Below are 20350 nucleotides of genomic sequence, written 5' to 3'. Positions count from 1 at the left end.
CCTTGGGGTTAGGTGAAATAGTCCAGTGCTGTCAGGGCCAGGGCGGCCGCGCCGTCGTGGATGGCCCGGTTGGCGGCCTCTCCCACGCAGTGGGCGGCGAAGTCCGGCTGGTGGTTGGCCGCCGGGAAACAGCCCAGCCCGATGTACGGGTGGATGGCCGGGACGAGCTGGGACACGTTGCCCATGTCCGTGGACGCCCGGTTCATGGTGGCCTGCTCGGCCGGGGCGTCGAAGCGGCGGCCCAGCGACTCGGCATGCGCCTTGTACAGCACCAGGGCCCGCTCATCGGTGCGGAACTCCGAATACGGCTCGGACTCCGGCGTGATGGCCAGCTCGGCGCCGGTGGCCAGCGCGCCGGCCTCGAAGCAGCGGCGCACACGTTCGTCGAGCGGGCCCAGTTCGGCCAGCGTCTCGGCGCGCACGTACCAGCGGCCCTCGGTGTGCTCGGGGATCGCATTGGGCGCCTGCCCGCCAAGCGTCTGGATGCCGTGCACGCGGGTGCCGGCCGGCAGCTGCTGGCGCAGCAGGCCCAGCGCCACCTGGGCGACGACGAACGCGTCGTTCGCGTTGACGCCCCGGTCCGGGTACGCGGCGGCATGCGCCGACTTGCCCCGGTACTCCACGTGGTGATGGGCGACGGCGAACGGCCGCGCCTCCGCCGAATCGACGGGACTGGGGTGGACCATCATGGCCAAATCCAGCCCGGCGAACGCACCGCGCTTGATCAGCTCGATCTTCCCGCCGCCGCCCTCCTCGGCCGGGGTGCCGTACAGCTCGATGGTCAGGTCGTGGTCATCGGCAAACGATGAAAGCACGACGGCGGCGCCCACGGACGTGGCGGCGATGATGTTGTGGCCGCACGCGTGGCCCAGCCCGGGCAGGGCGTCGTACTCCGCCATGAGCCCGATGCGCCGGCCGCCGCTGCCGAACGTCGCCCGCACGGCCGTGCTAAAACCGAGGTAGTCCCGTTCCACCGTGAAGCCGTGCGATTCGAGCAGCTCCGCCGTCCACGCACTGGCCCGGTGCTCGGCCCAGCCGAGTTCCGGGTTGGCGTGCAGCCGCTCGGAAAAGGCGATCAGGGCCGGAAGCTCGGCCGCGACCGATTCGAGCACCCGCTCCCGGGCGCCGGTGCGCCTTGACGCGCCGGCGCCCGGGGCGGAGATGTCCGGGTCAGCGGTCATCGCCGGGCACGCCGTAGCCCACGGAGGCGGCCGGGTCCAGGCCGCGCACCACGTACGCGTCGCGCTGCGGCAGCCACACGTCCAGCAGGGTGCCGAGTTCGCCGACCGGGTCCTCGCACCAGTCGATGCGCAGGTCGGTGTCCCGCCAGCCGTGGCCGGAGGTCACGGACAGCCCGGCGGAGTAGACCGGCCCGGCCTCGCCGCCGGCGGCCAGCCCGGCGCGCAGCGCCGCCAGCAGCCGCACCTCGAGCTCCCCCGTGGCAGCCGCGAACGCGTCGCACATGACCTGGGGGACGCCGTCGTGCGTCAACATGTTGCCGGCGGCCACGCAGCCCGGGCCCCGGCCCTCGCCGAACGTGCCGAGCGTGTGCGCGCCGCTGAAAACGGCCGATTCGCCGGTGGCGTCGAGCGCCACGATCTGCCGGTAGTCGATGCCGGGCGCCCGCGCCGTCAGTTCCGCCAGCGCCTCGGCGGCCGACGCGCCGGCCGCCAGGGCGTCCAGCAGTTCCGTGCCGAGGCGCGGGTCGGTGATGTTCTGCGAGCTGACCGCGCCCACCCCGTCGCGCAGGTGCGCGCAGCGGGCCGCCACGGCGGGGGAGGAGGAGGTGACGGCCAGGCCGAACCGGCCCGCGCCGTCGGTGCCGGCGATGCTGAACGTCATGCCGCACCGCCGCCCTGTGCCACCTGCGACAGCACGGCCGTCGCGTCGATCTCCACGAGCCATTCGGGCCGGGCCAGCGCGCTGACCACCAGCCCGGTGGACACCGGGAACACGCCCTTGAGCCAGCGGCCCATGGTGCGGTACACGGTCTCCCGGTAGCGCGGGTCGATCAGGTACACGGTCACCTTCACGATGTCCTCCAGCGTGCCGCCGGCCTCCTCCAACAGCATCTTGATGTTGGCCATGGCCTTCTCGGTCTGCGCCTCGACGTCCCCGATGCCCACGGATTCGCGGGTGTCCAGGTCCTGGCCGATCTGGCCGCGCAGGTAGACCACGCCATTGGCGACGACCGCCTGGCAGAGATCGTTGTCCAGGTTCTGTTCCGGGTAGGTTTCCTTGGTGTTGAACTTTCGGATGCGCGTGTGTGTCGACATCAGAACGCTCCGCTCGCCACAAGCGCGGCCTGCTCGTTTTGGGCGAGGTAACCCCGCTGGATCGCAATCTGGTCAGCGACATACTTGGCGTCGTGCCACACCCCCCAGATGAAGCTCGATCCGCGGCGTGACTGCCAGGGCAGTCCGAGGAAGTAGACGCCGGGCTCGGAAGAGACTCCGCGTTGCTGCCGCGGCTTGCCGAACTCGTCGAACGCGTCGACTTGCAGCCAGCTGTAGTCGACGGCGAAGCCCGTCGCCCAGACGATCGAGGCAACCCCGGCCCCGGCGAGGTCGAGGTCGAGGATGGGGTCGGTAACACTCTCCGGGTCGGGCCGCAGAGTGCGCGCCTCAGGCTCCTCGGGGAGGTCGAGGCCGTTGCGCTCGATGTACGCGTCGGCTTCGTCGAGCAGCTCCAGGTAGTGAGCGTCGCCGTTCGCGATGTTGTCGCGGAGATCTGGGGCAAAGCGCATGGTTCCGTTGTCGAACGATTCGGTCCGGCCGACGAGCTTGATGCCGTTCTCGGCGAGGGCACGGAAGTCGACGGTGTGGCCGCCGTCCGCTCCGCTCACCGCGATCGTCACGTGCTCCGCGCCCAGAGGAGGAGTGGAAGCCTCCCACTTGCCGAGCACTCCGAGCCACCAGCAAAAGTCCAGTCCGCGGTAACTCCGCGGGGGTCGGTCATGCGGTCCGACCGAGAGGTAGACCTGCCGGCCCGACCGCTGGATTTCGGCAGCAATCTGCACGCCCGAGGACCCGGCCCCGACGACGAGCACGGCACCCTCAGGCAGTTGTCCCGGGTTGCGGTAGGAGCTGGAGTGGATTTGCACGAGCTCGGCAGCGTCAGGGACGACGGCCGGGATCACAGGCCGCTGGAACGGCCCCGTCGCGGCCACGACGTAGCGTGCGTCGAAGTCTCCGTCCGATGTCTCCACGCGGAAGCCGGCCGCGCCGACGTTCCGGCGCACGGACGTCACCTCGACACCGCAGCGGATCGGCGCACCGATTTTCTCCGCATAGGCGACGAAGTAATCCGCGACCTGCTCCTTCGAGGCGAAAGCGCCGGGCTCGAGGTCGCTGAACTCCAGGCCCGGAAAGCGGTCATGCCAGACCGGCCCATTCGCAACCAGAGAGTCCCACCGCCCTGAGCGCCACCGTTCGGCGATGCGGTGGCGCTCCAGAACGAGATGCGGTATGCCGCGTTCGCTCAGATGCTCGCTCATCGCGACCCCGGCCTGACCTGCGCCTACGACGAGGACCTCAACCTCTTGGCTTGACATGTCAATCTCCTTTTTTTGGGCAATGTGCCACGGCGTGAGTTGACGCGCACGACATCAAAGATCGTGCCCGTTGCCGATCCTGTCCGTGGGAACGATCGGCTGGAATGTGGTCAGTAGCGGCCACGATGGCCCTCTCGCGTGACGGTTAATCCATTCTCACTTGACGAACCTGCATCTGCATAGTGAATAAAACTGCTCAATCAAATCAGAAACTGAGATGAAGTGGGGCGTTGATCGAGCGTGCTGCGTAGACACGGCCAGCGCCGCGGCCCGAGGCGCCTTCGGTGGACGCGATGGTCACGCCGGTCACGGCACGGCCGATCGCCCGTCCGAAGTCGCCGGCATCGGGTTGCTGGGCGGTGGTGGCGGGTTTCATGTTCTCCTCCAACCCGGTTCGGTGGCCACGGGGGTCGGATCTCTGTTGTCCCCTCCAGCATGGAGCGGCCCACAGCATCTGTTGAATAGATATTTCAGGCTAAGCACATCTGAAATTCAGATTGTTAACGCTATGCTTGCTCCATGGATGTCACCCTCACCCAACTGCGCTACTTCGTCGAGGCGGCCGGCCGGCTGTCAATGACCGGGGCCGCCGAGCGGCTCAACGTCGCGCAGTCGGCCGTCTCCGCCGCCGTGTCCCAGCTGGAGCGCCATATCGGCTCCCAGTTCTTCATCCGCCAGCGTTCCAAGGGGCTGGTGCTCACGCCGGCCGGAGAGCTGTTCTTGCGTGACGCGCAGGCCGTGCTGGCGCACCTGGAAGAGGCGCTGGACCACGCCCGCGGCGAGCAGCGCAGCGTCGAGGGGCGTGTGCGCCTAGCCTGTTTCAACACGTTGGCGCCGTTCCTGCTGCCCGGGTTGCTGGCCAAGCTGAGCGTGCAACATCCCCAGTTGGAGGTGGAGGTCATCGAGGCCGACGCCGCCGGGTGTTCGGCCGCGCTGCTGGGCGGCCAGGCCGACCTGGCCCTGTGCTACGACATGGGCCTGCCCGAGGGCATCGCCACGACCGTGGTGGACACGTCCCGGCCGTACGTGGCGCTGCCGCCGACGCACCGGCTGGCCGGGGTCGGCGAGGTGTCCCTGGCGGACCTCGGGGACGAGCCGTTCGTGCTGCTGGACATGCCGTTCACGCGCGAGTTGATGCTCTCCATCGCCGCCGGCGCCGGTGGGACGCCGAATGTGCGCTTCCGCTCGGCCAGCTACGAGACCGTGCGTACGTTCGTGGCCAACGGGCACGGGTATTCGATCCTGCACCAGCGCCCGCGGCATTCGCTGACGTACGACGGCGGCACGGTCGCCACGGTCTCGATCAAGGGCCCGGTGCCGACCTTGGACACGGTGCTGGCCCACCTGCGCACGCAGCGCCCGACCGCGCGGATGCGCGCCGTGGCGCAGGTGCTGCGCCGGCAGGTGGCCGAAGGCAAGTAGGCGGCGCCGACCGGGTGGTCGAGCAGACCCAAGCCTGTCGAGACCCCGATGGACGCCGGCCGCCGATGCGCCCGTAATCGGACCATCGTCCGTCGGTACAGGACGTTCCGATCCTGTGGATTGTCCCAACCCCGTGGGGACGTTCCGATCCTGTGGATTGTCCCAACCCCGTGGGTGAGTGCAGCGTGAACCCGGACGCGCCGGCGCTGTCCGTCCGCGGTCTCGGGAAGCAGTTCGGGGACCGGGTCGCGTTCCGGGACGTCTCGTTCGAAGTCGGCCGCGGCGAGATCTTCGGGTTCCTCGGGCCCAACGGCGCCGGCAAGACGACGACGGCGCGGACGCTGGGCACGCTGCTCGCCCCGATGTGGGGGTCGGCCACGGTGGCAGGCGTCCCGCTCACGCCGGGCAATGGCGAGGAGATCCGCCAGCGGATCGGGATCATGCCCGAGTCGCCGGGACTCTACCTGCGCCTGAGCGCGATCGAGAACCTCCGGTGCTTCGCCGACCTCCAGGAGGTGCCCGACGCCGTCGGGCGCATCGACCGGACCCTGGAGGCCGTCCATCAGGCCGACCGGGCGCACGATCCCTGCGGCACGCTGTCCAAGGGTCTGCGCCAGCGCGTCGCGCTTGCGCGGGTGCTGCTGAGTGATCCGCAGGTGCTGTTCCTCGATGAGCCCGCCGCCGGCCTCGACCCGGGCGCCGCCCGGGATGTCCAGGCGCTGATCACCGCACTGGGCCGGCGCGGGGTGACGGTCTTCCTCACCACCCACCGCCTGGAGGAGGCCGAGCGGCTTTGCGACCGGCTCGCGATCCCGAAGACGACGGGGCGCACGATCGGCCGGCCCGAGGAGCACCGTGACCGCCTGTTCGCCAAGCGGCTCACGATCACCATCCAGTCCCCGCTGCCGGACCCGAGCCGCGTTTTCGCCGGCCTTCCGGCCGTCGATGGCTGGCACCGGGACGGGCCGGCCGGTTATGTCCTGGACGTGTTGGACCCGGCCGGCGCCGCGCCGGCAGCCACCCGGGCGCTGGTGGCCGCCGGCATGGCGATCGTCCCGGCGGTGTTCAGCGTCCAGCCGCTGGTCGAGGTCCTCACCCCGCCACCCACCGCGGCGGCCCCCCCTCGGCGCCGAACACGTCCTGCTCTACATGCTTGGCATCCACGCCCTCGTGCCGGGCTTCATCGCCGCCTACGCGGTGGTGGGGGAACGCCAGCAGGGGACGCTCGAACCGGTGCTCACGACGCCGATCCGCCGCGAGGAGTTCGTCCTGGCCAAGGCGCTGGCCACCCTGCTGCCCTCGGTCGTCGTCGCCTATGTGGTTTACGGCCTGTTCCTGGCCTGCGTCGGGATCTTCGCCGTTCCGGCCGTCGCGGCTGCATTCATCCGGCTTCCGGACCTGCTCGCCCAGCTCTTGTTCACGCCCCTCCTGGCCGGGTGGTCGATCTGGATCGCCCTGTGGATCTCCACCCGGTCGACCGATGTCCGCGTCGCAAGCAGCTCGCCGCCTTGACGGGCCTTCCCTCCATCGCGGTGACAACGCTGGTCGCGTTCAACGTCATCCAAGCATCATTCGCCACGGCCGTGGCCGGGACGATGGTGCTGCTGCTCCTGAACTGGCTCGGCTGGCGGTTCGTGCCGGCGGTGTTCGACCGCGAGCGGCTCATCACCGGTACGCGCTGACCGGGCAGACTTGCCGGTCGGTTACGCCGGGTCGCCCGCCGTGACGCTTGCACGGACCTCGCCGTCGGTGGCACGGGGCGCCGCGGCGGCGATGTCGTCGCGGAGCAGGTCGATGCCCTTGCTCTCCTTGACGGTCAACATCGTGGCCAGGCCCAGCAGGGCGACCAGGATGAGGTAGAAGGCCGGGAGCATGAGGTTGCCGGTCACGGCGATGCCCCAGGTCAGCACGTAGGGGACGGTCCCGGCGAAGATCGCGGCCGTGACGCTGTAGGCGATGGACAGCCCGGTTTGCCGTGTGCGCGTGGGGAACAGTTCGGCGACGGTGACGGCGTGGACGCCCAGGATGATGGAGAGGATGAAGCCCAGGCCGAGCGTGCTGACGGCCCCCGCCCAGGGCGTCCCGGACTGCATGACGAGGAACAGCGGGTAGGAGAAGACGGCCAGGAGCACCGACGCGCCGACCATCAACGGCTTGCGGCCGAACCTGTCCGACAGGGCGCCGAAGACGGGGACGAGCACCAACGCGCCGATGGATGCGGCCGTGGACAGCAGGGCCGCGGTCGAGGCGTCCCAGCCCAGGGTTTCCTCCTGGTAGGTGAGCAGGTAGACCAGCACGATGTAGAACGTCACGTTCATCATGATCTCGATGCCGCTGGTCTGCAGCAGTTGGCGCCAGTTGCGCGTGAACACTTCCTTGACCGGGCTTGCCGGCACGCTGTCCAGCTGGGCGAGCGAGCGGAATTCCGGCGTGTCCTCGATCTTGGACCTGATGTAGAAGCCGATGACGCCCAACGGTGCCGTCACCAGGAACGGGATGCGCCACCCCCATTCGGCCACAGCCTCCGGGCTCATGACGCCGTTGAGCATCACGACGGCCAGCGAGGCCAGGAGGAAGCCGAGGAGGCTGCCCACCTCCAGCCAGCTGACGCCGAAGCCGCGGCGCTTCACCGGCGAATACTCGGCAAGGAATGCCGCGGCGCTGCCGAACTCACCTCCGGCTGCGAGGCCCTGCACCAAGCGGGCGACCACCAGCAGGACCGGCGCCCAGATGCCGATCGTGCCGTAGCTCGGCAATAGGCCGACCATGAGCGTGGCCGCGGACATGGCCAGGATGACGATCGAGAGGGTCCGCTTGCGACCCACCCGGTCGCCGAGCGTGCCGAAGATGAGGGCGCCGATGGGGCGCATGCCGAAGGAGACGGCGAAGACGCCGAAAACGGCCAGCAACCCGGCCGTGCGGTCCTGGTCCGGGAAGAACACGTGCGCGATGGTGGAGGCGAGGTAGGCGTAGACCGCCCAATCGAACCAGTGGACCAGGACGCCGATCGAACCGGCGGCCACGCTCTTGCGCAGGCTCTTCTGGTCGATCCGGGTTTCCGGAATTGGATTACTCGCTGTCGGATTACTCACTGTGCCTCCAAGGGGCGACGTCCGGTCCTCACGGAGGACAACATGTGCAACGGCCTTCCCGGCAGGTTCGCTCGAACGGATGCCTCCCCGCGTGGGGCCACGGCCCATGCCGTGGGCCCACCGGGCGGTGGAAGGGGATGTCCATCCACTGTGTGGGACGGCCCACTATCTGTCCAATACATATTCCAGGTTTGATTCATCTGTTGATCAGATGCGGGGTGCGTGGGGACGCACGTCAGTCCGCGGTGGGTCTCGACGGGCTCGAACACCGGGGGTGATTTCGACAGGCTCAATCACCGGGGATTTCGGCAAGCTCAATCACGCCGCCAGGCGCCCCAGTGCCCGCTCGATCAGGTGCCGCTGGCGGGATCCCGTCATGGTATCCGGGTCCAGCATCGAGGTGATGTGCAGGCCCATCATGACGTTGAGCAATTCCTGGGCCGCGGCGTCCGTGTCATCGAGGGCGCCGCATTCGCCGTCGACCTGCGCCTCGGCGAGGAAGCCGAGCATGGAGGCGTGCCAGTGCGCCAGCGCGTCCCGGCCCACGTCCCGCAGGCCGGCATCCGTCTGCGCCCGCTGCCAGAACGCCACGGCCACGCGCGCCTCGACGGCCGTCAACGGGTCGGCCGGGATGATCTCCAGGCACAGCGAACGCAGCGCCGCAATGCCGCGCCTGCCGGCGGCTGAGGCGGCGATGCGCTCATTCGTGCGGTCGCAGATGAGCCGGTAGGACGCCAGCAGCAGCTCGTTCTTGTTCGCGAAATAGTGCGCCAGCACGCCGGGCGCCGCATACCCGCACTCGCGGGCGATGTCGCGCATGCTGGTGTTCTCGATCCCCTGCTCGGCGATGATCCGCCACGTGGTCTCGATGATGGCGCGGCGGCGCTCATCATGGTCGACCAGACGCGGCATCGGGATTCCTTTCAAGGGATTGGGCATGCGGGCACCGGAAACGCAGGCGACGGCCGGGCACCCGGCCCGGCCGTCGCCACCCTATCAGTTGGGCGAGTATCAGTGGCAGGATTCCCCGCCCGTGCCGCAATGGCCCGGGGTGTTGGCCGGCACGTCCAGCGTCGGGTTCGCGTCGAAGAACCCGTGCGGCTTGAGCGTGAACCCGGTGGTGTCCACCGGCATCACCGGCCAGTCCTCCGGGCGCGGGAAATGCGTCAGGCCGAACGAGTGCCACACCACGATGTCCTGGCCGTCGATGTCCCGGTCCGCCGCGACGAACGCGGGCAGGCCGGCGCCGCCCGGGTGCTGGTTCACGAAGTCGCCGGCCGCGTACCGCTCGTCCTCGGCGAAGCGGGTGACCCACAGGTGGTGCCGGGCGAACGTGGCCCGGTCCGCGATGGAGGAGTCGTCCGCCATGGCCAGCGTCGGCTGGCCCTCCGGGTACAGCGTGTAGCCCACCGGCTGGCCCAGGTGGTTCAGCGATTCCGGGTTGCTGATGTGCCATACGCGCCCCCGCGCGCCGTCCGCGTCGCGCACCGCCGTCGATTCGGACGCCAGCACGGTGCGCTTCTGGCTGAACGCGTTGCCGTGCGGGTTGCCCGGTCCCTTGGGCAGCCGCACCAGGTCCAGTTCCTCCACCCGGTTCGCCCCGCCGTCGACCATCATGTCCAGGCGGGCGTTGAACAGGTGCTGGTGGAACGGGGCGCCCAGGCCGGGGGCGATCTCCGACGCGTACGGGTACCCGGCCTCCGGCAGCGCCGCCGTGAACACGATGCCCGTGGCCTTCGCCTCGAACTCGATCGTGCCGTCCAGGTACAGGTACCAGTAGAAGCCGTAGTCGTAGTTGCCCACGGTCGTGAAGAAGGAGACGACGAGCCGGCGGTTGCGGCGCACCTCGTTGGAATTCGCCCACTCGTCCGTGTGCTTCCACAGGATGCCGGCGTCCTCCTCGTGGATGCAGATGCCGTTCTCGATGGTGCGCGGGTTGCCGAAATCATCGGCCACGATGGGGGACATGTACGTGATGTCGCCCAGGCAGTCGCAGCCGAGCTTGAGCGAGTTCGCGTCCCGGCCCACCAGGTATTCGCCGGAGTCGAAGTAGTTCTGCCAACTGCGGTACGGCGCCGGGTCACCATACGGGACCACCATCTCGGAGATCGACGCGCGGTGGATCACCGGACGACGGCGGCCCGCCTGGGTGTGGTGGATTTGGTGCAGGACCAGCCCCTCGCGGGCGTCGAAGCCCACGCGCAGGTCCCAGCCCAGCCACGACAGGTGGTTCCCCTCGAACGTGAAGCTGGGGCCCTCCGGCTGGGTCACCTCGATCGGCTTGAGATCGGTGCGCAGCGGCCCGTGGACCGCCTCCTCGGTGTAGTTGCCGTTGACGTCCGGGACCGGGACGGGGCCGTCGTCGATCAGGTGGTTGACGCGCCGGCGCTCGATGTCCACGAACGCGACCAGCCCGTCGATGGGGTGCGCCCAGGCGTGGTCGCCCGGGTGGTCTTGGCGGAAGCCGAGGCCGCGCAGCAGCCGCTTGCCGGTCTCGTTCTCGTACTCGAACACGCCGGCCGACAACGGGGCGACGCGCACCTGGGCGGGGGTGAGTCCGCGGGAGGCCAGCGCGGCCTGCCACTGCGGGTCGGCGGCGAGGATCTCCTCGATGATCTCGAACTCCTCCAGCAGCACGGGCAGCTGCCCGTCCACGGCCGGGTCCAGCTCCCGGGTGTCCAGTACGACGGCGGCATCAAGTGACACTGTCACGTCGAGTGAGCGGGACCTGGCGGCATCCCAGAGCATGGCCCGGACGCGGCGGTCGGGAGCCGCCGCGTCCGGAGTGTACAGGTCGGCCTTGGCCGGTTCCAGCAGGCCCAGGTACGCGAAGCGGGTCGTGTCGGCGACCAGCCCGGCCGCATCCAGGATGCCGCGCGCGGCCCGGATTTCGTCCGCTGACAGTTGGTCCAGCGGGTGCAGCTGCGTCCCCGCAGCGTCGGTGGTGATGGTCATGGCACTTCCCTCAAGTCGAATTATGGTGGTACAACTGTTCAACCAACGATATCGATGTTACCCAGACCACGCCGCGTTCGTAAAGCGTCCGGCGGACAGCGCCTGAACCGGCATGGACGCCGGGACCCGACGGAAGGGGCAGCAGTGACGACGAATCTGGCACGACGGCCGGCGGGCCAATCAGTGGCCCACCAACCAATGGCCCCCGCCCGCCTGCCACGGGTGCCGGCTGCCGTGCTGGCCGTGGCTGCGGCCGGTGCGGCGGCAGCCCATCTGCTGGCGGCCGTCTCCGCCATCGGCTCGGGTGCCGGGCAGCTCATGACCTGGGCCATGGCGGCCATGGGCGCGCTGTGCCTGCTCTGCCTGGTGCACCTGCGACGTCCCGCCCACGGGCCTGCGGCCGCGGCCGTCCACCTGATTGATGGCCATGTCGGCCGCCATGGCCGCCATCCACGCGGCCCTTCTGGCGGGCGGCGGATCCATGCACCATCACGCTGCGGGTGCCGGGGTCGCAGCCGCGGCAGGCGCCGGACACGACCGGACCATGCTGGCGCTCATCGCCGTCGAACTCGGCTGCCTCGCGGCGGCCGCCTGCGTCAGCCGGCACGCACGGCGAATCGCACAACCCTGAACCACACACCAAGGAGATTGACATGACCGAATTGGCAGTAACCACATGGGCGGCGCGGGCCGCCGGCCTGGACATCGACGGCCGGCCCTTCATCGACGGCGCCCGCCGCGAGCTGGGCCGGCCCGGGCGGCCCACCACCAGCCCCATCGATGGACGCGCGCTGGCCACGCTCGGCGCGTGCGGCGCGGCCGACGTCGACACGGCCGTCGCCGCGGCCCGCCGGGCGTTTCCGGCGTGGTCGGGCGTCAGTGCCGAGGCCCGCAAGCACGTGCTGCTGCGGCTGGCCGACCTGATGGCGGAGCACGCGGACGAGCTGGCGCTGCTCGAGACGCTCGACAGCGGCAAACCCATCGCCCAGACGACGACCGTCGATGTGCCCGGCGCCATCGCCACGCTGCGCTGGTACGCCGAGGCCATCGACAAGATTGCCGGCGAGCTGCCAAGCGTCCCGCCCGGCGCCACGGCCCAGGTCACGCGCGAGCCGCTCGGTGTCGTTGCCGCGATCGTGCCGTGGAACTTCCCGCTGGAGATTGCCATGTGGAAGCTGGCGCCCGCGCTCGCGTCCGGGAACGCCGTGGTGCTCAAGCCCGCCGAGCAGACCTCGTTGAGCGTGCTGCGCGTCGCCGACCTGGCCGTGCGGGCCGGGCTGCCCGACGGTGTGCTGAACGTCGTGACCGGGTCCGGGCGTGAGGTGGGCGCCGCGCTGGCCGGCCACATGGACGTGGACGCGCTCGCCTTCACCGGCTCGACGGCGGTCTCCCGGACGCTGCTGGAGGCGTCGGGACGCAGCAACCTGAAGCGGCTGAGCCTGGAGGCCGGCGGGAAGAGCTCGAACATCATCTTCGCCGACACGGCCGACCTCGCCCAGGCCGCGGACAAGGCGGCCTTCGGCGCGTTCTACAACCAGGGCCAGGTGTGCTCAGCCAACTCCCGCATCCTGGTCCAGCGCGAGGTCCACGACGAGTTCCTGGCGCTGCTGCGCGAAGCCGCCACGGCCTATGAACCGGCCGATCCGCTGGCCGGGCTGGACGGCAACGGCGCGCTCATTTCGAGCGGCCACGCCGATGATGTGGCCGCGTGGATTGAGCGTGGACGCGCCGACGGAACCGTGCTGTTCGGCGGCGGCCGGCGCACGATCGCCGGCTCGGACGCGTACTTGGAGCCGACGCTGATCGGCGGTCTGGCCCCCGACCACGCGCTGCACCGGGAGGAGGTCTTCGGGCCGGTGGCCGTCCTGCAGCCCTTCGACACCGAGGAGGAGGCCGTCGCCATGGCCAACGACACCGAGTACGGGCTGGCCGCCTCCGTGTGGACGGCCGACCTGGCCCGGGCGCACCGGGTCGCCGCCGCGCTGGTGGCCGGGACGGTGTCGGTGAACACCGTGGACGCGCTCGGAAACAGCACCCCGTTCGGCGGGTTCAAGCAGTCGGGCTTCGGCCGGGACCTGTCGCTGCACGCCTTCGACAACTACACGGCGCCCAAGACCACCTGGTTCCAGTTCGGGTGATCCCGTCGCGGCCGCGCCTGGTGTTCTCATTTCCCCAGATAGGGCCGGTGTCCGGCCGTGTTCGGTGTTCGGGCCCGCCTCATCTGGGGTAAGTGGCCATCCATGTAAGTGCCAGGGCGCCGCGCCAGCTTGGCGCCATGGATGACCCAGGTGCCGTCCGGTTCACGGACCAGTTGTCAGTGGGCGAAATCCGGGCCGCGCGCGGCATTCTGGATGCGGCCGGGCTGGTGGAAGGGACGATGAATGCCGTGCCGACGGCCGGCGGCAGCCGGCTCGCCCCGGAACCACACGGCCATCTCGTCGGCGGTGTCCTGGACGCTGCCGAGATCAACGGGTCCGGACCTGCCACGGCCGGCCCCGGTTACTGCGCTCGGCGCCGGTAGTGGCCCTCGACGAATCGGCCGCGTCTGGTATGAGGCTTTACCCACACGTCACCGACTGGTCTCGCCAGTCCTGGGGCCGGTGCCAAGTCAATCGTCACCTTCTGTTCGCCGCGGAGGTCTGCGGCACGGGCCCGGTTCTCCCCCTCGAAGGCGGTAGACATCGAATCCAGCGCGTCCGCAGCGACACCCGAGGCGACCGCATCCTCGCGCCAGCGTGACACTGCTTCATCGACGACCTGAATGCGCCGGACCGCTTCGTCGCGGGTCAGCCGAAAATCCTCGGCTCGGTTCACCAACAATCGGATGTCGCGGTCGCGAGGGTCATCTTCCGGTGTAAGTGGCGTGTTGGAACTTCCGCTTCTTGAAGGGGTGACGTCAAACGACGGAGACAGGCGCCAACCGCTGCCATCGCGAAGGAGGCCATGATTGCGCATGTGATCATCGATGTTGTGGACCATGGCGGTAAGTGCCGCCCTGGAAAACAGTTCGGCGGCATCTGTCCGCGGTTTTGCGGAGATGGCGGCGACCTTCCTGGCGAGCGTGGCGTAGTCGGGCCGATCGTACTCGGCAACGGCGAACGCGCTCTTGAAGCTCATGTACGGGATGCGCCGGTTGCCGTCGCGGTCGAACCGGCGGGTGAGGAAAACAGACTGCTCCTCCTTGAGGGGGAACGTTGATGATGGTTGGACACGTATCCCTGCGCGACGCTGCAGCTTGATCACGGCCAGCTCCCAGGCCGAGACGTCGACGACATCGGAGGTGCGGGGGAACTTGGCCAGGTGCATGGCGCCGTCCTCATCGCGCACCCACGCCTTGGGCTGGGCGCCACCGGGCGACGAACCGACGCCAATGAGTTCGAGGACTTCGCTGTCGATCTCGCCGCTGTCGGCAAATCGCTGAGCTGCACGGGCAAGCATTGGGAGCTCCTGAATGCTTGCCCGGGCGCGCTCGACAGCGAGGAACTTGTCGTCCTTGCGGAACCGCAGGGCGCCCTGTCGCGTCTCGTCGTCGACAGCGAGCAGGAGGTCGATCTCGGTCGGGGATTTGAATGCTATCCCACGCTGGATTGCCTGCTGACGCATCCCTGCCTCCAGCAAGCCCCTCCCCCAACGGTCTGGTGCCGCATCGTCGAAGGAGAGGAAGGTGGTCCGGTGGGCGGCTGGGGTGTGCGGTCCGCGCTGCAGGGGAAGGTCCGGCGATATGGCAAAGCCACGGTCGTCTGAGAGCCACTCATCCAGGTAGCTGAAGGTCATGGATGGGTTCTGGAAGCCGGGACGCACGTCGACGGTGAATGAGCCCACCGGCCGGCGGTCGATCCATACTTCGTAGGTCATGACGACTGTCTCCTGGCCCGCTGTCGCCCTAGAAGGTGTGCGCGCATGCGACCTAGGTCCGTGTTCAAAGGGTCCGTGGCTTCGCTGAGCCGCTCGGAGAGATTGAGCACCCTCGCCAGTGCGAGGAAGTTACCGAGACGGACGCCACTGTCGCCACGCTCGATGCGGCGCAATGTCGGTAGTGAGATGTTGGCCCGTTCGGAGGCGATTTCCTGGCTGAGGCCGAGGATGATTCGCCACTGGCGAAGATGTTCGCCCAACTCTGTCGCCGTCTCGCTGATCAAGATGCACCTACTTCCTGCAGATAACAGTACTTACTTGTTCCAATAGCGTCAATATAGTTATTCCGGAGTTCCATTGGCACGAGTCACATCGTGAAGGCAACAACCGGGCGTTCGAGCACTCCGCACGGCGCCATTCCCTCTGTTGCGCCCGCGTTGTTTCGCCGCTCCGGGACCGACCCTGGCCTCGTCAGGCGCTCAAGATAGTTGGGCCCGGGACGGAAGGTGTCGAACATCAAACGGCTGCTGTGAGGGTCGCCGCGGCCCGGTACTGGTGGATGCCCCCAGCGTATGGCGTGGCAACACCACAGGTATCGGTGGGTGTACTCGGTGAAATCCAGTTCCCAGGTGTCGGAGAAGCTGTGCCGGCTGTGCTCGAACGATTCGAGTGCTTCCCGGGCCTCGTGCTCATTGTCGGCATAGGCAAGCACATCGGTGGCCAGTGCCCGTCGGACGATGCCCGGGCGCTCTACCTTGCAACCCGGTGTGAGGTCCCACCGTCCCCGGCCGGCTCGCGCCCGGGTCCCACCGAATTGCCTCGGCCCCATCCAATTGGATGGGGCCGCGCGAACTTGGTGGGGTCTGGGCGTCGCCACGGGTTCGAATTCGCCGGGGGACACCCGGGCACCCACGCCGGCCCACGCCGTCGTACTTCCGGGCCTGCACAACCACGCTTCATCTGTTGTGACGATGAACTGAATCGCTATTCCACTGTTTACGTGATGTAGTTCACGGATCTACGCTTGGGTGAACGGCACGACGACGACGTCGGCTGAACCGGGGACGGGCCCGAACGCACGGGGGCGCGGGCACCCCCACCACATGTGAGGACGCACAGCATGACCAAACTAATGGGCCCACGCCTGTTCGAGGTTGAACAGGAATCCATCGCCCCCATCCCGGCCGATGCCCGCCACGGGCGCTCGCGCGAATTGTTCACCATCTGGTTCGGCATGAACATGACCCCGCTGACCGTGGTCACCGGGGCCACGGCCACCACGCTGCTCGGCCTGCCCATGCTCAGCTCCATCATCGCCATCCTGCTGGGCCATGTGATCGGCGGCATCGGCATGGCGCTGCACGCGGCCCAGGGTCCGCAACTCGGCGTGCCGCAGATGCTCCAGGCCCGCGGCCAATTCGGCGCCAAGGGCGCCAGCCTGATCGTGGTGGTCGCGATCCTCATGTTCGTGGGCTACTTCTCGTCGAACCTGATCGTCTCGGCCAATTCCATCACAGAGCTGGCGCCGGGCCTGAGCGGGACCGGCATGATCATCCTGTGCGCCGTGCTCAGCTTCGTCATCGCCGGGTTCGGCTACAACCTGGTCCGCAAGGTCACCGAGCTGGGCGCGTACATCGTGGGCGTGCTGGTGCTGGTCTCCTTCGTGGTGCTGTTCCTGGGCGGTGACTTCTGGGCGGCGCTGACCCACGGCACGTTCACGTGGACCGGGTTCTTCGCCATGCTGGCCATCGGCATCGTGTGGCAGCTGACGTACGCCCCCTACGTGTCCGACTATTCCCGCTACATGCCCGCCAACTCGGGCCAGCGCGGCGCGTTCTGGGGCACCTACCTGGGCTGCGTGACCTCCTCGGCGCTGCTGATGGTGCTCGGCGCCGGCGTGGGCCTGGCCGTCACCGAGGCCGACACCATGGCCGGCCTGCACCACATCCTGGGCCCCGTGCTCGGCGCCGTGGTGCTGGTCGGCTTCGCGTTCGTGGCCGCCGCGGGCAACTCCGTGAACGCCTACTGCAGCGCCCTGTGCGCGCTGACCCTGGTCGAAACGTTCGTCAGCGGCTGGCGGCCACGGCTGAAGGCGCGCCTGGTGACCTCGCTGGTACTGCACCTCACCGGCGTCGTGCTCGCCCTTGCCGCGACCACCAGCTTTGCCTCCTCCTACTTCAGCTTCCTGAGCGTGCTGCTGTACATCTTGATCCCGTGGTCGGCCGTGAACCTGGTGGACTTCTACATCATCCGGCACGGCTCCTACGCTGTGGACGAGTTCTACGCGGCCGACGGCGGGCGCTACGGCCGCTGGAACGCCGGGGCGCTGATCGTGTTCGGCATCGGCGTGCTGGCGCAGATCCCGTTCATGTCCACCCCGTTCTACACGGGCCCGATCGCCACGGCCATGGGCGGCATCGACATCGCCTGGCTGGTGGGCCTGACCGTCAGCGCCGTCGCCTACCTGGCCATCGCCCGCCTGGCGCCCGCCCTGGTGCGGCTGCACGCCGGCTCCACCGAACCCGACCTGATCACGGAGTGACCATGCCCCACGCCGAACTGATCCTGGCCGGCGGCGCCGTGCACACCATGGACCCGGCCCGGCCGGCGACGGACGCCGTGGCCGTGGCGGGCGGGCGGATCGTGGCCCTCGGGGATGACACCGCCGCCTGGCGGGGGCCGCGCACCGAGGTGGTGGACCTGGCCGGGCGGGCGTTGCTGCCCGGGTTCCAGGACGCGCACGTGCACCCGCTCGCCGGCGGGCTGCAGATGCTCTCCTGCGACCTGACCGGCGCGCATTCGCTCGCCGAATACCGCGCGCTGATCGCCGGCTATGCGCGTGCGCATCCGTCGGAGCCGTGGGTGCAGGGGGCCGGCTGGTACGGGGACGTGTTCGACGGCGGGTTCCCCCACCGCGCGCTGTTGGACGACCTGGTGCCGGACCGTCCGGTGTTCCTGGTCAGCCATGACGCGCACGGTGCGTGGGCCAATTCGCGGGCGCTGGAGATCGCGGGCATCACGGACGACACGCCCAACCCAGACGGCGGCATCATCGCCCGGGACGCGTCCGGGGCTGCCACCGGCATGCTGATTGAACTGGCCGCCGACCTGGTGTCTTCCCGGATTCCGGCGCCGGAACCGGCACACCTGCGCACCGCCATGTTGACCGCCCAAACGTACCTGCATTCGCTGGGCGTCACGGCCTGGCAGGACGCGGCCGTGGGGGAGTGCCTGGGCATTCCCGACTCGTACGAGCTGTACCTGGCGCTGGAATCGGAGGGGCTCTTGACCGCCACGGTCACCGGGGCCCTGTGGTGGCAGCGCGAGGAGGACCTGGAGCAGCTGGAGCTGTTCAAGGACCGCCGGGCCCGGGCGCGCGGCCGCTTCCGGGCCACCGCCGTGAAGATCATGCTGGACGGGGTCTGCGAGAACCTGACGGCGGCCATGACCCGGCCGTACCGCGGGCACCCGCACGAACACGGAATGACCCTGATCGAGCCGGCCGCGCTGGCCCGCATCGCCGCCGCCGCGGATGCGGCCGGCTTCGACCTGCACCTGCACGCCGTGGGCGACAAGGCCGTCAAGGACGCCCTGGACGCGCTTGACCTGCCCGCGCGTGACGGCTGGGATCCGCGGCACCAGCTGGCGCACCTGGACCTGGTGGACCCGGCGGACGTGGCCCGGTTCGCCGCGCTGGGCGCGATCGCCAACATCCAGCCGCTGTGGGCCCGCCAGGACCCGGTGCTCGTGGAGACGAAGCTGCCCTACCTGGACGAGGAGTACCAGCGCGTGCACTTCGCGTTCGAGACGCTGCGCCGCGCCGGCGTGCCGCTGGCGATCGGCAGCGACTGGCCGGTGTCCAGCCCGGACCCGCTGTGGGGCATCCACACGGCCGTCAACCGCACGGCGCCACCGGCCGACCCGCACGCCCGCGACGACCGATCGCAGCACGACCCGCTGCTTCCCGGCGAGGCCATCACGTTGGGCGCCGCCCTGGCCGCGTACACGTCCGGCGCGGCCCGGGCCAACCGCCTCGACGACCTGCGCGGGACGGTCGGCGTCGGCATGGCCGCCGACCTGGTGGTCCTGGACACGGACCCGTACGCCGTTCCGGCGCCGGACCTGGGCCGCATCGGCGTCGAGCGGACCATCGCCGGCGGGGTGACAGTGTTCACGCGGGGCTGACACGTCCCTCCTGCATCGGATCTTCCGATGCACTCCATCGCTTTCCCATGTTTTACGTGATGCAGATCACACTCCTACGCTGGGTCTACCGCGCAGCGGTCCGCCCGAAAGGAACCATCATGTTGCATTCAACAGAGTCGACGGCGCTCGCCCAGGAGCAGAGCAAGCACCTGCAGAAGTCGCTCGGCCGGCTGGACATCCTGCTGCTGGTCGTCGCCGCCGTCATCTCCATCGAGGTGCTCGGCCAGGTCTCCGGCTTCGGCGTGGAGACGTTCACCTGGACGCTGGTCCTCGCCGTCACGTTCCTCATCCCGTACGGGCTGGTCTTCGCCGAGGTCGGTGGCGCGTTCACCGATGAGGGCGGCATCTACGTGTGGACGAAGCTGGCCTACGGCCGGGTGATGGCCGCCGTCACGGCGCTGTTCACCTGGGTGACCCAGCCGGTGTGGGTGGGCGGGGCCATGGCGTTCGTGGCCGTCGAGACCTGGTCGAGCTATGTCACCCCCATCGCCGCGGGCAGCGTCACCGACTACCTGTTCAAGCTCGGCTTCATCTGGATCACGGTGGGCTCCGCCGTCATCAGCCTCAAGCGCGGCAAGTGGCTGCCGTCCCTCGGTGCCATCCTGAAGGTCGTGTTCCTGGCGTTCTTCCTGGTGGTCACGGCCATCTACGGGTTCCAGCACGGTTTCAACGGGCTGAACCTGAGCTCGTTCTCGCCCACCCTGGCCGGGTTCCTCGGCGTGACGCCGCTGCTGCTGTTCTCCTTCCTCGGCTTCGAATCGGGCAACAGCGCCGCCGGCGAGATGAAGAACCCGGGCCGTGACGTGCCGGTCTCCATCGCCCGCTCGGCCATCATCGCCGCGGCCAGCTACCTGCTGCCCATCCTGGCCATCCTCTTGGTTGTCCCGCTGGACCAGATCACCGGCATCAGCGGCTTGTTCGGCGCCGTCTCCACCGTCTACGCGATCTTCGGGCCGGCCCAGCACGCCATGCTGGCCGTCTCCGCCGTCGTGTTCTGCTTCGTGCTGGTCTCCCAGGGCGCGGCATGGATGATCATCAGCGACCGCATGCAGGCCATGGCCGCCGCGGACGGATCGTTCTTCGGCGGCTTCTTCGGCCGGTTTCACCCCAAGCTGGGCACCCCGGTGCGGGTCAACACGCTCTCCGGGGTGGTGGGCACGGTGTTCATGCTCGTGGCCATGCAGCTGACCGGTTCCAGCGGCGCGCTGTTCCAGGTGGTGCTGACCATCGCGATCTCGACGTACCTGCTCAGCTACCTGCTGGCCAT

18 protein-coding genes and 1 pseudogene are annotated in these 20350 nt (G+C 69.0%); 9 read left to right on the top strand and 10 right to left on the bottom strand.

Annotation, left to right across the window (positions count from 1 at the left end; genetic code table 11):
- Positions 1–8: 8 nt before the first annotated feature.
- From EJC77_RS17020 to EJC77_RS20485, 5 genes are all read right to left on the bottom strand, one after another.
- Positions 9–1181 (bottom strand): M20 family metallopeptidase, encoded by a 1173-nt coding sequence (locus tag EJC77_RS17020; protein WP_125615406.1) that lies wholly within the window; start codon positions 1179–1181, stop codon positions 9–11.
- On the bottom strand, positions 1171–1842 hold the full coding sequence (locus tag EJC77_RS17015; RefSeq protein ID WP_125615404.1) for a DUF1028 domain-containing protein: 672 nt from the start codon (positions 1840–1842) through the stop codon (positions 1171–1173). The genes EJC77_RS17020 and EJC77_RS17015 overlap by 11 nt, the downstream gene beginning before the upstream one ends.
- A complete protein-coding gene (locus EJC77_RS17010) occupies positions 1839–2276 on the bottom strand; it encodes a RidA family protein (RefSeq protein WP_125615402.1) in 438 nt (145 codons plus the stop codon). Before EJC77_RS17010 ends, EJC77_RS17015 begins: the two co-directional genes overlap by 4 nt.
- Positions 2276–3553 (bottom strand): flavin-containing monooxygenase, encoded by a 1278-nt coding sequence (locus EJC77_RS17005; protein ID WP_125615399.1) that lies wholly within the window; start codon positions 3551–3553, stop codon positions 2276–2278. The genes EJC77_RS17010 and EJC77_RS17005 overlap by 1 nt, the downstream gene beginning before the upstream one ends.
- A gap of 205 nt (positions 3554–3758) precedes the next feature.
- Complete coding sequence (locus EJC77_RS20485; RefSeq protein ID WP_164520465.1) at positions 3759–3929, bottom strand: hypothetical protein; 171 nt, start codon at positions 3927–3929, stop codon at positions 3759–3761.
- A 143-nt stretch (positions 3930–4072) separates the two neighbouring features.
- Between EJC77_RS20485 and EJC77_RS17000 the strand changes: the two genes are divergently transcribed.
- The 3 genes and pseudogenes from EJC77_RS17000 to EJC77_RS21645 all read left to right on the top strand — a co-directional run bounded on the left by EJC77_RS17000 (position 4073) and on the right by EJC77_RS21645 (position 6487).
- Positions 4073–4975 carry a LysR substrate-binding domain-containing protein gene (locus EJC77_RS17000; RefSeq protein WP_125615397.1) on the top strand — a complete coding sequence of 301 codons (903 nt, stop codon included), beginning with the start codon at positions 4073–4075 and terminating at the stop codon, positions 4973–4975.
- Positions 4976–5127: 152 nt separating this feature from the next.
- A pseudogene (locus EJC77_RS21650) lies at positions 5128–5733 on the top strand (ABC transporter ATP-binding protein); the annotation flags it as partial.
- A 187-nt stretch (positions 5734–5920) separates the two neighbouring features.
- The gene (locus EJC77_RS21645) at positions 5921–6487 is read left to right on the top strand and encodes an ABC transporter permease (RefSeq protein ID WP_125615394.1); all 567 of its coding nucleotides are present in this window, start codon (positions 5921–5923) and stop codon (positions 6485–6487) included.
- A 191-nt stretch (positions 6488–6678) separates the two neighbouring features.
- On the opposite strand, the gene EJC77_RS16985 is transcribed toward EJC77_RS21645, so the two are convergent.
- The 3 genes from EJC77_RS16985 to EJC77_RS16975 all read right to left on the bottom strand — a co-directional run bounded on the left by EJC77_RS16985 (position 6679) and on the right by EJC77_RS16975 (position 11022).
- Complete coding sequence (locus EJC77_RS16985; protein ID WP_240630332.1) at positions 6679–8067, bottom strand: MFS transporter; 1389 nt, start codon at positions 8065–8067, stop codon at positions 6679–6681.
- Positions 8068–8385: 318 nt separating this feature from the next.
- Positions 8386–8979 (bottom strand): TetR/AcrR family transcriptional regulator, encoded by a 594-nt coding sequence (locus EJC77_RS16980; protein WP_125615388.1) that lies wholly within the window; start codon positions 8977–8979, stop codon positions 8386–8388.
- Positions 8980–9078: 99 nt separating this feature from the next.
- The gene (locus tag EJC77_RS16975; protein ID WP_125615385.1) at positions 9079–11022 is read right to left on the bottom strand and encodes a primary-amine oxidase; all 1944 of its coding nucleotides are present in this window, start codon (positions 11020–11022) and stop codon (positions 9079–9081) included.
- Positions 11023–11443: 421 nt separating this feature from the next.
- Between EJC77_RS16975 and EJC77_RS21210 the strand changes: the two genes are divergently transcribed.
- From EJC77_RS21210 to EJC77_RS16960, 3 genes are all read left to right on the top strand, one after another.
- The gene (locus tag EJC77_RS21210; protein WP_240630331.1) at positions 11444–11653 is read left to right on the top strand and encodes a hypothetical protein; all 210 of its coding nucleotides are present in this window, start codon (positions 11444–11446) and stop codon (positions 11651–11653) included.
- Positions 11654–11675: 22 nt separating this feature from the next.
- Positions 11676–13160: an aldehyde dehydrogenase family protein gene (locus tag EJC77_RS16965; RefSeq protein ID WP_125615382.1), complete on the top strand. Its 1485-nt coding sequence runs from the start codon at positions 11676–11678 to the stop codon at positions 13158–13160.
- A gap of 137 nt (positions 13161–13297) precedes the next feature.
- Positions 13298–13543: a hypothetical protein gene (locus EJC77_RS16960; RefSeq protein ID WP_125615379.1), complete on the top strand. Its 246-nt coding sequence runs from the start codon at positions 13298–13300 to the stop codon at positions 13541–13543.
- Here the strand turns inward: EJC77_RS16960 and EJC77_RS16955 are convergent.
- Entirely contained in the window at positions 13522–14877 is a 1356-nt protein-coding gene (locus EJC77_RS16955; protein ID WP_125615377.1) for a type II toxin-antitoxin system HipA family toxin, read from the bottom strand. The two genes, EJC77_RS16960 and EJC77_RS16955, sit on opposite strands and share 22 nt — an antisense overlap.
- Entirely contained in the window at positions 14874–15137 is a 264-nt protein-coding gene (locus EJC77_RS21640) for a helix-turn-helix domain-containing protein (protein ID WP_420820333.1), read from the bottom strand. The genes EJC77_RS16955 and EJC77_RS21640 overlap by 4 nt, the downstream gene beginning before the upstream one ends.
- Before the next feature lie 860 nt (positions 15138–15997).
- On the opposite strand from EJC77_RS21640, the gene EJC77_RS16945 reads away from it, so the two are divergent.
- The 3 genes from EJC77_RS16945 to EJC77_RS16935 form a co-directional block, all read left to right on the top strand.
- Positions 15998–17419 carry a purine-cytosine permease family protein gene (locus EJC77_RS16945; protein WP_125615374.1) on the top strand — a complete coding sequence of 474 codons (1422 nt, stop codon included), beginning with the start codon at positions 15998–16000 and terminating at the stop codon, positions 17417–17419.
- A gap of 2 nt (positions 17420–17421) precedes the next feature.
- Positions 17422–19062, top strand: a complete 1641-nt coding sequence (locus tag EJC77_RS16940) for an amidohydrolase (protein WP_125615371.1) — start codon at positions 17422–17424, stop codon at positions 19060–19062.
- A 119-nt stretch (positions 19063–19181) separates the two neighbouring features.
- On the top strand, positions 19182–20350 hold a 1169-nt coding region (locus EJC77_RS16935; protein ID WP_164520461.1), incomplete at its 3' end, for an APC family permease.

It is taken from the genome of Specibacter cremeus (assembly GCF_003946885.1).
Lineage (GTDB): Bacteria > Actinomycetota > Actinomycetes > Actinomycetales > Micrococcaceae > Specibacter > Specibacter cremeus.
This window is presented reverse-complemented; position numbering and strand designations above follow the sequence as displayed.